We start from the raw sequence: 11,886 nt of genomic DNA on the forward strand, positions 1-11,886 counted from the left end.
GGGAGGCGCGAAGGTTCGGTGCGGGACCATCGGACGATGCGAGCCCTGGTCACCGCCGAGATCACTGAGGACGGCGTACGCCGACTCGAGGCGCTGGGCTACGAGGTCACGCGCGCCGGGTGGGGCATCGACGGGCAGGTGCTCGACGAGTCGGCGTTCGCCTCCGCGGCCGCCGGCTGCGCGCTGGTGCTGACCGAGATCGAGGTCGTCGGACCGACGCTCGTAGCGGCCGTGCCGGAGCTGCGGCTGGTGGGGACCGCGCGTGGTGGCCCCGTCAACGTCGATGCCACGGCGTGCCACGCCCGTGGCATCCCGGTGCTCTTCACGCCCGGCCGCAACGCCGACTCGGTCGCTGACTACGTCGTCGGGCTGCTGCTGTCGGCCACGCGTGGCATCGGTGCCGCCGAGCGCCACCTGCGTGGCACGGGGTGGCACGTCGGGGACGAGCTGCCCTACCTGCACTTCCGCGGGCCGGAACTGTCCCGGCTGCGGGTCGGGATCGTCGGGATGGGTGCGATCGGGCGCCGCGTCGCGCAGCGGCTGTCCGACGGCTTCGGCTGCGCGGTCGCCTTCTACGACCCGCAGGTCGACGGCTCGGTCGCCCTCGACGACCTGCTCGCGGGCTCCGACGCGCTCTCGCTGCACTGCCCGCGCTCGGCTGCCACGATCGGACTGGTCGGTGCCCGCGAGCTCGCGCTGATGCCGTCCGCGTCCTACGTCGTCAACACCGCGGGTGGCGGCATCGTCGACGAGACCGCCCTCGTCGACGCGCTCGTTTCGGGTCGGCTGGCCGGAGCGGCGCTGGACGTCTTCGCGTCCGAGCCGCTGCCTCGCGACTCGCTGCTGCTCACCGCACCCGGTCTCGTGCTGACCCCCCACCTGGCCGGCGCGGCCGATGACGTCGTGCGCCACCACACCGAGATGCTCGTCGGTGACGTCGAGCGCTTCCACCGCGGGGAGCCGCTCGTCCACGCCCTCTGGCCCCCGACCAGCTGACCACGGTCCTTGCCATCCGCTCGCAGACCGAGCAGGTCTTCATCGACGTGCTCGAGCGCGGTGTCCGTCTGGGGGCTTCTCCACGACCGACGCGTTCCTCGACGCGAAGGCGTTGGGCGCCATGGGCGTCCGCCTGCCGGAGTGGTGCACACCGGACGCGCCCCGCACGAAGGAGCAGATCATCGAGCATGACGTCGGCTGCGCGCTCAAGATCGTTTCTTGACCAACATGTCCGGTAGCACAAATGCTATCCTTGATAGATGACGGACATCGGCCTGCGCGAGGTGCGGCAGAACGCGAGCGACCTCGTTCGCCGCGCCGAGGCTGGTGAGCGCATGACCATCACAGTGTCGGGTCGCGCCGCGGCCGAGCTGGGTCCGGTGAGGGCGCAGTCCTGGCTGTCCTGGGACGCGATCGCCGATGTCTTCGTCGGCGACGCCGACCCGTCCTGGGACGCTGACCGGGACCTGCTCGATCACGGGGTTCGCGACCCCTGGGCCGCGCGGTGAGCCGAGGGCTCCTCGACACCAGCGTGCTCATCGCCACCGACGTCTCGCCCCTGCCCGGTCAACTGGCAGTGAGCGCGGTGAGCATCGCCGAGCTGCACTACGGCGTCCTCGTGGCCGCCTCAGCCGCTGCCCGCGCCAGTCGGCTGCAGCGGCTGTCCCGTATCCAGCGCCGCTTCGACGCTCTCCCCGTCGATGACGCCGTGGCGGACAGCTACGGCCAGTTGGCCGCAAGGGTGGCAGCGCAGGGGAGGAGCCCCCGGCCCCGATCGATGGACCTGCTCATCGCGGCGACTGCTCACGCGCACGACGCGGTCCTCTACACCCGCAACGAGCGAGACTTCGCGGGCCTCGAAGGCCTCGTGCAGATCGTCACTGCCTAAGGCGTCACTGCCTAAGGCGTCGCTGCTGGTGGCGTCGGGAATGCGGGCGGCGGGCGCAGCGTCACCACTCGGTGCGGTAGACGTCCTCCGGACCGTCGTCGTCGCCGGTGACCTCGCCGGTCGCGACGAAGCCGAGCCGCTCGTAGAAGGGGCCTGGCGCACCGTCACCGCGGTGGGCGCTCACCTTGAGGAAGGTGCCGCCCGGCCGCATCGCGACGTAGGCCTTGACCTGCTCGACGGTCGCCCGGCCGATCCCACGGCCCTGGTGCGGGGCCGCGATCATCAGGCGCACGAGCGTGTAGCCGGGGTGCTCGAGCGAGTCCCACATCATGACGAAGCCGACGAGCTCGCTGTCGACGAGGACGGCGCGGCGCCAGGCCTGGGGGTGGACACGACGCCTCGGCGAGCGAGATCGCGTTGGGCGTCACGAAGCCGGTCTGGTGCGGAGCCACCTCGAGGGCGCAGACGGCGCGGACGTTGTCGGCCGTCACCTCGACGAGCTCGACGAGCGGCTCAGTCACCGGCAGGCAGGTGGGCGAGGTCGTGGGCGGGCACCAGGCCGCTCGTCGCCAGCAGGTCCTCGAGTGCGGCGGCCCAGCTCTCCCAGTAGGGGCGGGCCTGGTCGGCCGCGACAGCCGCGATGAGGCGTTGCCGGAAGGGCTCCCAGTCACCAGCGAACGACGTCGACACCACAGCGGCGGCGAGACCGAAGGCGCGCGGTTCCCACGGGGCGTCGAAGGCGAGCTCGCCGTTGCGCCGCGGCAGCCCCTCGACGTCGACGGTCACAGCCGCGCCACCCCGATCATGGCGTCGCGGGTGACGAGCGCGGCAAGCTCGGCCTCGGACAGCGACTCGGTGCCGGCGGGGCGCTCGGGCAGGACGAGGTAGCGGTCTTCGGCGGAGCTGTCCCACACCTGCACCTCGATGTCGGCGGGGACGTCGCAGCCCATCTCGGCCAGCAGCACGCGCGGCTCGCGCACCATGCGCGCTCGGTAGGGCGGGTCCTTGTACCAGGCTGGCGGCAGGCCGAGCACCGGCCACGGGTAGCAGGAGCACAGCGTGCAGACGACGACGTTGTGGACCGTCGGGGTGTTGGCGCAGACCTTCATGTGGTCGCCCTCGTTGCCGCCGTAGCCGAGCTCGGCGATGGCCGCGGTCGCGTCGGTGAGCAGCCGCTCCCGGTAGGCCGGGTCGACCCAGGCCCGCGCGACGACCTTCGCGCCGTTCATCGGGCCGACGTCGTTCTCGTAGGTGCGGTTGATGTCGTCGACGAAGCCGGGAGGCACCAGGCCGCGCTCGGTCAGGAGCGCCTCGAGCGCGGCGACGCGCTGCTCGATCGGCGCGGGCGCGTCGTCGTGGTGACCGCTCACTCGTCCTCCAGGTAGCTGTCCCACAGCCCGACGTTGACCGAGGTCGCGGCGGCGGCGTCGTCGAAGAGGTCGGCCGCGTCGAAGCGCACCGTGTAGAGCCGCTCTGGCACCCGCTCGGTGGAGTGGGCCTCCACGTCCGGCAGGCTGAAGGTGCCCTGCACGTCGACGACGGTGCCGGTGCGCCCGCGGACGTAGGCAGGGCAGCGCGTGTGCCTGACCGGCACCTCTGCGCGGACCCGGACGCGGTCACCGACCGAGAACCGCTCCCCACCGGGCGTCGGCACCACCGCGACCTCGACGGGACGCGACAGCGGGAAGCGACCGCCGGCCCGCTCCTCGAGCTCCTCGACGGTGACGGCACCGCTCTCGACGGCCAGCGTCGCGGCGGAGGTCAGCCAGTGCTCGTAGTAGCTCGACTCGAGGTAGTGCTGCGGGTCCATCCGCTCGATCGACCAGCGGAACGCCGACGTGTTGGGGTTGTCGGTCGCCATGATCGCGGCGTAGACGAGTGCCCGGGCGGTGCGCTCCCACGGCTCGTGGAAGACCGGTTCGTCGGGCTCGACCACGACGGCGCCGAAGCCGTCGCGGCCACCGAGGTCGTGCGCGAGGTCCACGGGCCGGAGCCTGGCACGCCGCGCGCGTCGAGGGAAGGCCTCAGCAGCAGTCGGCCGAGGAGGTGACCGCGGCCCGCTCCGCCATCGCCGACAGCCGGGTGGCGAGCTCCGCGAGGGTGTCGGCTCGCAGCCGGTAGAACGTCTTCGTGCTGCAGGTCGTGGACTCCACGATGCCGGCCTCGCGCAGCACCTTGAGGTGGTGGGAGACCAGCGGCTGGGACAGCCCGGTCAGGCCGACGAGGTCCTTCACGGCGAGCTGGCGGTCGACGAGCAGCTTCACGATCGCGGCCCGGTTGTCCTCCGCGAGCGCGTGCAGGATCACCGAGGTGTCCACGGTCGGCAGGGACGTCACGTGGCCATCGTGGCACGGACCAGTGAGAGCGCGGCGTCGAAGACGGCGACCGACGCCCGGGCCTGCGCCGCCCGCTCCTCGTCGGTGAAGGCGTCGGTCCAGGAGCGTCCCGGCAGCTCGTCCCAGACGAAGAGCGCGGCGGCCGCGCGCATGCCGAAGGCTGCGGCGGCGCTGAAGACCGCCGAGGTCTCCATGTCCACGCCCAGGTGGCCACCGGCCGCCCAGGCCTCGACGAGCTCGACCGGCTGCACGAGCAGCGCATCAGTCGTCACCGTCGCGCCGACGTGCCGCGGCACCGCCGGGTCGAGCCCGTCGGCGAGGCGGCGGACGAGGGCGGGGTCGGCGTACGACTGGATCGACCCTCCGTAGTAGCGCGAGGCTCCCTCGGCGATGGTGGCCGCGGTCGGCAGCACGACGTCGCCGGTGCTCACGCCCGGCTGGAGGCCGCCGCACGACCCGACCTGCACGACGACGGGGGTGCCGCAGGTGCCGAGCGCGTGGACGGGCTCGACGGCCCGCGGGGAGCCGTAGGCGGTGCAGTAGGCGACGGGGACCTCGTCGAGGCGGCCCCACCACAGGTCGGGCATCCCGGTCTCGCGGACGTCGGTGAGCAGCGGCAGTCGCGCGTCGAGCGCCTTCTGCCGCCACCAGGTGCCCTCGAGCACGAGCAGCTGCGGCACCTCGTCGTCGGCGAGGCCCAGCAGGGTCAGCCACTGCGCGCGGTCCATCAACGCAGATTAGGGTCTTGGGCATGGTGCGCGTCGCGGTGCTGGGTGCAGGTCCGACAGGTCTCGAGACCGCGCTGGCTGCGACGCAGCGCGGCTGGGACGCGGTCGTCTACGAGCAGGCGCCGACCGTCGCCGGTCACGTCCGGCGGTGGGGGCACGTGCGGCTGTTCACGCCGTGGTCGATGAACGTCTCGCCGCGCGCCGCATCCGCCGTCGGTGTCCCGGCGGACGGCGAGTGCCCGACGGGGGCGGACTACGCCGAGCACCTCGACCGGGTCGCGGCGCTGCTGCCCGACGTCCGGTTGTCGACCCAGGTCGTGAGCATCGCCCGCGAGGGCCTGCTGAAGAACGAGGAGATCGGCTCCGACGTCCGCGCCGGTCGTCGCTTCCGGCTGCTGCTCGACGGCCCGTCCGGCGAGGTGGTCGAGCACGCCGACGTCGTCATCGACACCACCGGCACCTGGTCGAACCCCAACCCGCTCGGCCACGGCGGCATCCCCGCGCCGGGCGAGCGGTCGCTGGCTGACCGTATCGTCCGCGAGATCCCCGCCGTCGACGCGACCTGGGCCGACCGGGAGGTGCTGCTCGTCGGTGCGGGCAACAGCGCGCAGACCGTCGCCCGCGACCTCGCCGCCGTCGGTGCCCGCGTCACCTGGGCGGTCCGTCGCGCGACCCCGACGTGGGGTGCGGTCGAGGGTGACGTCCTGCCCGACCGCGTCGAGCTGGTCGCCTCCTCGCGCCGGATCGCGGCCGGTGAAGTGCCCGGCGCGCGGGTCGTCACCGGTGTCGTCGTCGAGTCCCTGCGCGACCACGACGGGCGTACGGCGGTGACGCTGCTGTCCCTCGCCGACTCCTCCACCGAGGAGGTCGTCGTCGACGTCGTCGTGTCGATGACCGGGGCGGTCGGCGACAGCTCGCTCTACCGCCAGCTGCAGGTCCACGAGTGCTACGCGACCGAGGGCCCGATGAGCCTGGCCGCCACGCTGCTCGGGTCCGAGGGCGGCGACTGCCTCACCCAGGTCTCCGCGGGCGTCGACGCGCTGCGTAACCCGGAGCCGCGCTTCTTCGTCCTCGGGTCGAAGTCCTACGGGCGCAACAACACCTTCCTGCTGCGGGTCGGCTGGGAGCAGGTCGAGGAGGTCTTCACCGCCCTCGACGCCGAGCTGCTGGCGCCGGTCTGACGCGCTACCGCGTGGCGCCGACGGCGCGGGCGGCGTTGACCTCGCCGTAGCCGTAGACGGGATCGCGGCCTGGCACCCCCAGGTCGGTGGCGGTCGAGGTGAGCCGCTCGACGATCTGGGCGTTGGTGAGCCCCTGCTGCACGAGCAGGGCCGCGACGCCGGCCACGAACGGCGCCGCGAAGGAGGTGCCGCGGACCTGGGTCCAGCGCTCCTGGGTGGGGGTGGTGCCGACACCGACCACGGTCGTCGTCCAGATGTTCTCGTCGTTGCCGACTCCGGTCGGGTTGTCGAAGCCGATGGGGAGGTCCGAGCCGCCGGGAGCGACGAGGTAGTCGGTGCTCATCGCGGCGTCGTAGGAGCTGAACGCCGGTTTGAGGGCACGCTTGTCGACCGCTCCGACGCACACGACGCGAGGCAGCGACGCGGGGGAGGAGCAGATCGGCTCGGAGTTGTTGCCGGCGGCGACCACGATGACCGCGCCCTTGGCCCAGGCGTGCTCGATGGCCCGGCGGATCTCGTCGGCGAGCAGCGCAGGTGAGACGGCGTCGACGCCGGCGAGGGTCTCGGTGGAGATGAGGATCACCTTCGCGCCGCGGTCCGCGGCCCACACCACGCCCTTCGGGGTGAGGCTCGCGTCGGGCTGGTACTCACCGTCCTTGACCGGCAGGATCCGCGCGTTGGGCGCGACCCCGGCGATCCCGACCCCGTTGTCCCGGGTCCCCGCGATGATCCCCGCGACGCTCGTGCCGTGCCCGTCGACGTCGGTCCATGCGTTCTTCGTCCCGTGGACGAGGTCCTTGCCGGGCAGCACGTGGCCCCGCAGGTCCGGGTTGGTCGCGTCGACGCCACCGTCGACGACGGCCACGACGACACCCTTGCCGGTCGCGACCTTCCAAGCCTGCTGCGCCTGCACCTGCGCCATGCCCCACTGGCGCGGCAGCAGCGGGTCGCCTTTCGCGGGTGCGGCCGAGGCCGCGTGGCCGGCGCAGATCATGACGGTGGCGGCCAGGGTGAGAGCGGCGGTGGTACGGCGGTGGGGCAAGGTCTGACCTCGGGCTCGGGGACGGTGTCCTCATGGAGAGCCCGATCCCTGCGTCGAGGTTCGCGCCCACGCGTGACGCTGCTACCCGGAAAGGCGATCGTGCGGCAGGCTGCTACGCGTGGAGGACGACACTCTGCTGGTCGGTGCTCCGGACACTGCGATCCGGCAGGCTCTGGTGGCCCACCTGCGCGCCGCCGGCTACGACGAGCAGCTGCTGCACCAGGCCGCGCAGCACGGCCGGCTCTACGCCCTCGAAGGTGACCAGTTGGTCCGGCCCGGTGCCGTGCTGCTGACCATCGACGGCGTGGCGTCGCGCCTGGGCCAGGACCCGGCCGCGACGGAGAAGCTGTGGCGGGCGTTGGGGCTCACGGAGCCGGTGGCCGACGAGCCGGTGGCCACGGAGGAGGAGGCCGATGCCCTCGGCGTGTGGCCGATCGTCGCGCAGATCGTTGGTGAGCATCAGGCGCTGGCACTCGCCCGAGTGCACGCATCGGCCGTCGCACGGATGGGTGAAGCGGTGGCCGCGACGTTGGTCGAAGCCCTCCCCGACGTGGACCTGCTGCACAGCTCTGACGAGCTCGCGACGTCGCGCGCCTTTGCCGCGGCGGCCTCTCTCATGCCGCAGGTCGTGCGGTCGGTTGAGATGATGTACCGACACCACCTGCTGGCGGCGACACGCCACTTCGAGCAGGCCCAGGCCCCTACAGGATTCGGTCCGTGGGGCGTGCCGTGGTGCGTTGCCTTCGCGGACCTGTGCGGCTTCACTGCGGCGACAGAGCGGCTCGACTCGGTCACGCTGCACACGTTGCTCGGCGTTTTCGAGAGCGTGGCGCACGACGAAGCGGCCGCGGCGGGCGTCCGTTGCGTGAAGCTCATCGGTGATGCCGCCATGCTCGTGGGCGCGTCGCCCGACGCTCTCGCCCGAGCCGCGCACGGTGTCATCGTCCGGCTGGCGGAGCTCGAGGAGGCCTTGCCCGTACGAGTCGGCATGGCTGCTGGCGACGTCATCGTCCGAGCCGGTGACTACTTCGGCCCGGCGGTGAACCTCGCCGCGCGGCTGCTCGAACTGGCCCTGCCCGGGGAGGTGCTTGCCGAGTCGGTGCTGGCCTCCCGGCTCGGGGCGTCGTGGGACGTTGAGGCGCGCGAGCCGCAGCAGGTGAAGGGCATTGCCGAGCCCGTCGTCCCGTACGTGATTCAGGGCGTCGTGTGCGACCCTGGCTGCTCTGTTGAAAGCGGCAGGTAGCGCTCAGTGGAATGAGCGTGTGCAACCACGGCGCGGAGCGTCATCGAGCCGGGACTGGCAGTGCAGCCTTGTCTGCTGCCATGCTGCGTCAACGTGTGTGCCCGACCATGGGGCCGCGTCGTCCTGCTGAGGGGGTTCGCGGTGCTAGCCCACAGTGAGCTGGTTGCGCTCGAGCGCGAGAACTTCATGGCTTGCTACCGCGCGCTTGCCGAGGCGGCCCCGGGTGGATCGGTCCGCGACGAGGTCGGGGTCTTTGCGTTCGCGACAGGGCTGTCGATGCCGATGTTCAACGGGTGCATCATCACCGACCCGGATCACACGTCGGGGCTCGGGGAGGCGTTGACCTGGGTCGCCGAGCACGACCTGCCCTACACCCTCTGGGTCCCCGGCATCGTCCCTGACGAGGTGGATGCCCTAGCCGCGGAACACGGGCTCGCCCGGGAGCCGCAGCCGTTGCCAGGCATGGTGCTGAACCCTGTCCCGGCTAGCCCTGCCCTGCCTCCCGGTCTCGTGATCGAACCCGCCGGCACCGGCCGGGAAAGCGACTTCGCCCGGGTGGTCGTCGGCCTGGGGCTGGGTGAGGAGACAGCCGCGCAACTGACGTCACCGTCGTTCGTCGCTCGTGCCGACGTGGACCTGTTCGTGGGCTATCTCGACGGCGCGCCCGTCGGGACGTCCGTCGCGGTCAGCAGCGCCGGCGCGGGAGGAGTCGTCAACGTCTTGACCCTGGAGGAGGCGCGAGGCCGGGGTGTAGGGACCGCCATGACGTGGGCCGCCGCGCAGGCCAGTGTGACCCGCGGGCATAACACCGTGGTGCTGCAGGCGACACCGATGGGGCTACCGGTCTATCGCTCTATGGGTTTCGAGACCGTCGTCGAGTACGCCGAGTTCGCGTGAGTGAGCCGGGGTGCGGCACGTCCTCATTGGTCGACCCGTGTGAAGGCTTCCCTCGTCAGGGCAGTCACCGCTGCAAGGCCCACGGCTTCGCCGGGCATCACCAGATCCCAGATCCGGTCGATCTCTTCCTGCGTCATTGGAGGAGCCATACGCCACCTCCTGAGTCATCGCGATCATGATTTCAGACCTGGTGCTGCATTGACCCCCCTAATCTCCCGCCAGGCTTGACGACGCCGCCGACCTGCAGCACTAGCTCCAGGTGGTCAACGGCGTGCCATAGCTCGGTGATGCGTCCGTCCTCGACACGGAACAGGTCGACACCGACGACTTCCGTATGGGCCCCGGTCGCCTCAAGACCCCACAGGCTCCCGCTGTGTGTGCCGCGATAGGTGACACGGGAGACCACTCGGTCTTCACCGATCGTCAGTACTTCTTCGACCGTCGCGGAGAAGTCCGGGAAGACCTCCCGCCACGCGGTCACGCCTCGCTGGAAGGCACCGACGTCGCTCGGCTCACCGTTCTCCGTCCAGCGAGGGCCAAGGATGTCAGTCAGGACATCGACCTGTCCGCCTGTCCACACCTCTTCCCAGAACCGCCTCACCGTGTCGCTGGGGATTTCTCTGTCCGCGGCCTCGTTCACGTCAGTCTCCTCTCCGAAGTGAGCCATAGTCCCACCTCGGCGACGGGTTCCTCGCCTCACGGCTGAGGCCGGACAGCCGCGGGGCGTCATCGCGGCTCGGCAATCAGACTGGGTTTCGTTGGCGAGCGTGTGCCGGACGGCACTGGTCACAGCAGCTCTTGCCACGTCGTGCCGGTGTCGGTGGTCCGGAACGTGCGGCTACGGCTGTTGAGCGACAACGTGAGCAGCGCGGAGCGGTCACCGGTCGGCAACAGCTGCACGCGGTAGTCGTCCAGGACAGGGCCGAGGCCGTCGGGAGCCTCGACAGGCATCCAGGTCGTCGGGTCCGCGTCGACATGGCGCGACAGCGTCGGCCGCAGGCCCCCTTCGCCAAGGGTCCAGAGCGTCGTGCCTCCTGCCGTCAGGAGCTGCGGCGCGCGACAGGTCGGCCCGGTCTTGAGGTACTCGATCGGCGTGCGCTCCCAGCTCGCTCCGGCGTCGGTCGTTCGCAGCCGGGTGATGCCGCTGGGGGTCGCCGTTGCGACGAAGGCCTCCGTGGTGCTCACCACGGTCACTGTCACTGTCGACGTCGAGCACGCGCCGGCTGCCTCGGGCACAGGCCGCCAGGTCCGCCCCCCGTCCGTCGACCGCACGGCCTCGCCCGTGGACGGGCTGGTCTGGAAGGCGACGTCGGCAGTGAGGAACTCCGGGTGCGCCCTTAGCGGCAGCTCCTCCTGCGCCGACCAGGTGGCACCGCCGTCGGTGGTCCGCATGAGCGAGCTCTCCTCGCCGGCGAAGCTGGTGTAGCTGACGACGACCGACTCCGCGCCGAGGACGTGCACGCGCGCGCCCGAGCCGGCAGAGCACGAGACGCCGCGGCGGTAGGCAGTGCGGTCCCAGGAGCGCCCGGCATCGCCGCTGCGCCACAGCAGGACGCCGCCCCCGGCCACGCAGTCCTGGGTGAGGAGCCACCAGTCCTGTCCCCGCGCGGCGGCGTCCGCCGGGACGTCGTCCGCAGTCAGGGCTGCGGGGGTGCGGTCGGCCAGCCCTCGCCCGTCGTCCTCGAGCAGCAGCCACCTGCCACTCGGGCTCGACGTGGCGAGCAGCGCTCGTCCGCCGGTAAGCGAGCGCAGGAGCGACACGTCGTCGCCCAGCTCGGCTGTGACCGTGGAGCCGCTCGGCGTCGGTGAGGTCGGAGGCGGTGAGCTCGCAGGAGGCGTCGGGTCGTCGGGCTTCGGCAGCGTCACGAGCAGGACAGCCGCCAGGGCGGTCGCCACCACCGCTGCTGCCGCCGCCCACGGCTGCCAGCGCCCGCTCAGGCGGCTTGGGAGCTTCGGGGGCGGTGACACCAGGTTGGCTGGGGGCGACCCCATGAGCTGTCGCTCGGTCTCGCCCCACGTCCGCATCCGTGCGTCGAGGTCGTCGGTCATCCGGTCACCTCCAGCATGACCCGCAAGCGGGCCCGGGCGTCGAAGAGCGTGGACTTCACGGTGCCGGTCGAGCAGCCCATGACGGTGGCGACGTCGGCGACCGGCAGGTCGAGGACGTAGTGCAGCTCGACGGCGAGTCGCTGCCTGTGCGCGAGCCGGGCGACCGCACGGCGAAGATCGAGGTCCACGTCGTGGTCGCGCGACGCGGCTGCGACCTCCACCAGCGGCGACTCAGTGCGCGCTCGCCGGAGGTGCTTGCGGCAGCGGTCGGCCACGAGCACCAGCAGCCAGGTCCGCAGAAAGCCGCGATCTTCGTCGTAGGTCTCCCTGGTCGTACACGCCTTGAGCAGCGCCTCCTGCACGACGTCGGCGGCGTCCTGGCCGCAGCAGCGTCGGGCCAGCAGCCAGAGCGCGGGCAGGTGCGGCTCGACCCACGCCGCGAACGCGTCGGTCGGCGCGCTGCCCATCAGCGAAGACTGCCTCACACCAGGTAGTAGCCGCGCGAGGACGCTCCGGTTGGGTGCG

The 11,886-nt window shown here is 71.7% G+C and carries 16 protein-coding genes; 6 read left to right on the forward strand and 10 right to left on the reverse strand.

Annotation, left to right across the window (positions count from 1 at the left end; genetic code table 11):
• The first annotated feature begins 36 nt into the window (after positions 1 to 36).
• The 3 genes from Q8R60_08110 (at position 37) to Q8R60_08120 (ending at position 1,885) form a co-directional block, all read left to right on the forward strand.
• Positions 37 to 996, forward strand: coding sequence for an NAD(P)-dependent oxidoreductase (locus Q8R60_08110; protein ID MDP3712433.1), 960 nt, complete (start codon positions 37 to 39; stop codon positions 994 to 996).
• Between the two features lie 260 nt (positions 997 to 1,256).
• Entirely contained in the window at positions 1,257 to 1,505 is a 249-nt protein-coding gene (locus Q8R60_08115) for a type II toxin-antitoxin system prevent-host-death family antitoxin (protein MDP3712434.1), read from the forward strand.
• Positions 1,502 to 1,885, forward strand: coding sequence for a type II toxin-antitoxin system VapC family toxin (locus Q8R60_08120; GenBank protein MDP3712435.1), 384 nt, complete (start codon positions 1,502 to 1,504; stop codon positions 1,883 to 1,885). Before Q8R60_08115 ends, Q8R60_08120 begins: the two co-directional genes overlap by 4 nt.
• Before the next feature lie 61 nt (positions 1,886 to 1,946).
• On the opposite strand, the gene Q8R60_08125 is transcribed toward Q8R60_08120, so the two are convergent.
• The 6 genes from Q8R60_08125 to Q8R60_08150 all read right to left on the reverse strand — a co-directional run bounded on the left by Q8R60_08125 (position 1,947) and on the right by Q8R60_08150 (position 4,949).
• The gene (locus tag Q8R60_08125) at positions 1,947 to 2,216 is read right to left on the reverse strand and encodes a GNAT family N-acetyltransferase (protein MDP3712436.1); all 270 of its coding nucleotides are present in this window, start codon (positions 2,214 to 2,216) and stop codon (positions 1,947 to 1,949) included.
• Positions 2,217 to 2,398: 182 nt separating this feature from the next.
• Positions 2,399 to 2,671, reverse strand: a complete 273-nt coding sequence (locus Q8R60_08130; GenBank protein ID MDP3712437.1) for a nitrile hydratase subunit beta — start codon at positions 2,669 to 2,671, stop codon at positions 2,399 to 2,401.
• On the reverse strand, positions 2,668 to 3,255 hold the full coding sequence (gene nthA / locus Q8R60_08135; protein MDP3712438.1) for a nitrile hydratase subunit alpha: 588 nt from the start codon (positions 3,253 to 3,255) through the stop codon (positions 2,668 to 2,670). The genes Q8R60_08130 and nthA overlap by 4 nt, the downstream gene beginning before the upstream one ends.
• Positions 3,252 to 3,869, reverse strand: a complete 618-nt coding sequence (locus tag Q8R60_08140; protein ID MDP3712439.1) for a nitrile hydratase subunit beta — start codon at positions 3,867 to 3,869, stop codon at positions 3,252 to 3,254. The genes nthA and Q8R60_08140 overlap by 4 nt, the downstream gene beginning before the upstream one ends.
• Positions 3,870 to 3,909: 40 nt before the next feature.
• On the reverse strand, positions 3,910 to 4,221 hold the full coding sequence (locus Q8R60_08145) for a metalloregulator ArsR/SmtB family transcription factor (GenBank protein ID MDP3712440.1): 312 nt from the start codon (positions 4,219 to 4,221) through the stop codon (positions 3,910 to 3,912).
• Positions 4,218 to 4,949: a hypothetical protein gene (locus tag Q8R60_08150; protein MDP3712441.1), complete on the reverse strand. Its 732-nt coding sequence runs from the start codon at positions 4,947 to 4,949 to the stop codon at positions 4,218 to 4,220. The genes Q8R60_08145 and Q8R60_08150 overlap by 4 nt, the downstream gene beginning before the upstream one ends.
• A 23-nt stretch (positions 4,950 to 4,972) precedes the next feature.
• Between Q8R60_08150 and Q8R60_08155 the strand changes: the two genes are divergently transcribed.
• The gene (locus Q8R60_08155; protein MDP3712442.1) at positions 4,973 to 6,130 is read left to right on the forward strand and encodes an FAD-dependent oxidoreductase; all 1,158 of its coding nucleotides are present in this window, start codon (positions 4,973 to 4,975) and stop codon (positions 6,128 to 6,130) included.
• A 4-nt stretch (positions 6,131 to 6,134) separates the two neighbouring features.
• On the opposite strand, the gene Q8R60_08160 is transcribed toward Q8R60_08155, so the two are convergent.
• Complete coding sequence (locus tag Q8R60_08160) at positions 6,135 to 7,172, reverse strand: S8 family serine peptidase (protein MDP3712443.1); 1,038 nt, start codon at positions 7,170 to 7,172, stop codon at positions 6,135 to 6,137.
• A gap of 118 nt (positions 7,173 to 7,290) precedes the next feature.
• On the opposite strand from Q8R60_08160, the gene Q8R60_08165 reads away from it, so the two are divergent.
• Together Q8R60_08165 and Q8R60_08170 are read left to right on the forward strand one after the other, a co-directional pair.
• Entirely contained in the window at positions 7,291 to 8,415 is a 1,125-nt protein-coding gene (locus Q8R60_08165; GenBank protein MDP3712444.1) for an adenylate/guanylate cyclase domain-containing protein, read from the forward strand.
• 141 nt (positions 8,416 to 8,556) lie between these two features.
• Positions 8,557 to 9,312 carry a GNAT family N-acetyltransferase gene (locus tag Q8R60_08170; protein ID MDP3712445.1) on the forward strand — a complete coding sequence of 252 codons (756 nt, stop codon included), beginning with the start codon at positions 8,557 to 8,559 and terminating at the stop codon, positions 9,310 to 9,312.
• A 181-nt stretch (positions 9,313 to 9,493) separates the two neighbouring features.
• Here Q8R60_08170 and Q8R60_08175 read toward each other — a convergent pair whose 3' ends face one another.
• The 3 genes from Q8R60_08175 to Q8R60_08185 form a co-directional block, all read right to left on the reverse strand.
• Positions 9,494 to 9,979, reverse strand: a complete 486-nt coding sequence (locus tag Q8R60_08175; GenBank protein MDP3712446.1) for an ester cyclase — start codon at positions 9,977 to 9,979, stop codon at positions 9,494 to 9,496.
• Between the two features lie 119 nt (positions 9,980 to 10,098).
• Positions 10,099 to 11,361, reverse strand: coding sequence for a hypothetical protein (locus Q8R60_08180; protein MDP3712447.1), 1,263 nt, complete (start codon positions 11,359 to 11,361; stop codon positions 10,099 to 10,101).
• Complete coding sequence (locus tag Q8R60_08185) at positions 11,358 to 11,828, reverse strand: sigma-70 family RNA polymerase sigma factor (GenBank protein ID MDP3712448.1); 471 nt, start codon at positions 11,826 to 11,828, stop codon at positions 11,358 to 11,360. The genes Q8R60_08180 and Q8R60_08185 overlap by 4 nt, the downstream gene beginning before the upstream one ends.
• Positions 11,829 to 11,886: the final 58 nt, after the last annotated feature.

The sequence above is a fragment of the Mycobacteriales bacterium genome (assembly GCA_030697205.1).
In the GTDB taxonomy this organism is placed as follows: Bacteria; Actinomycetota; Actinomycetes; order Mycobacteriales; family SCTD01; genus JAUYQP01.

Bases quoted from the DNA above. Each gene is read 5' to 3' on its own strand.
- Q8R60_08110 (MDP3712433.1), top strand. From the start codon at position 37: ATGCGAGCCCTGGTCACCGCCGAGATCACTGAGGACGGCGTACGCCGA.
- Q8R60_08115 (MDP3712434.1), top strand. From the start codon at position 1,257: ATGACGGACATCGGCCTGCGCGAGGTGCGGCAGAACGCGAGCGACCTC.
- Q8R60_08125 (MDP3712436.1), bottom strand. From the start codon at position 2,216: ATGATGTGGGACTCGCTCGAGCACCCCGGCTACACGCTCGTGCGCCTG.
- Q8R60_08150 (MDP3712441.1), bottom strand. From the start codon at position 4,949: ATGGACCGCGCGCAGTGGCTGACCCTGCTGGGCCTCGCCGACGACGAG.
- Q8R60_08155 (MDP3712442.1), top strand. From the start codon at position 4,973: ATGGTGCGCGTCGCGGTGCTGGGTGCAGGTCCGACAGGTCTCGAGACC.
- Q8R60_08175 (MDP3712446.1), bottom strand. From the start codon at position 9,979: ATGGCTCACTTCGGAGAGGAGACTGACGTGAACGAGGCCGCGGACAGA.
- Q8R60_08180 (MDP3712447.1), bottom strand. From the start codon at position 11,361: ATGACCGACGACCTCGACGCACGGATGCGGACGTGGGGCGAGACCGAG.
- Q8R60_08185 (MDP3712448.1), bottom strand. From the start codon at position 11,828: ATGGGCAGCGCGCCGACCGACGCGTTCGCGGCGTGGGTCGAGCCGCAC.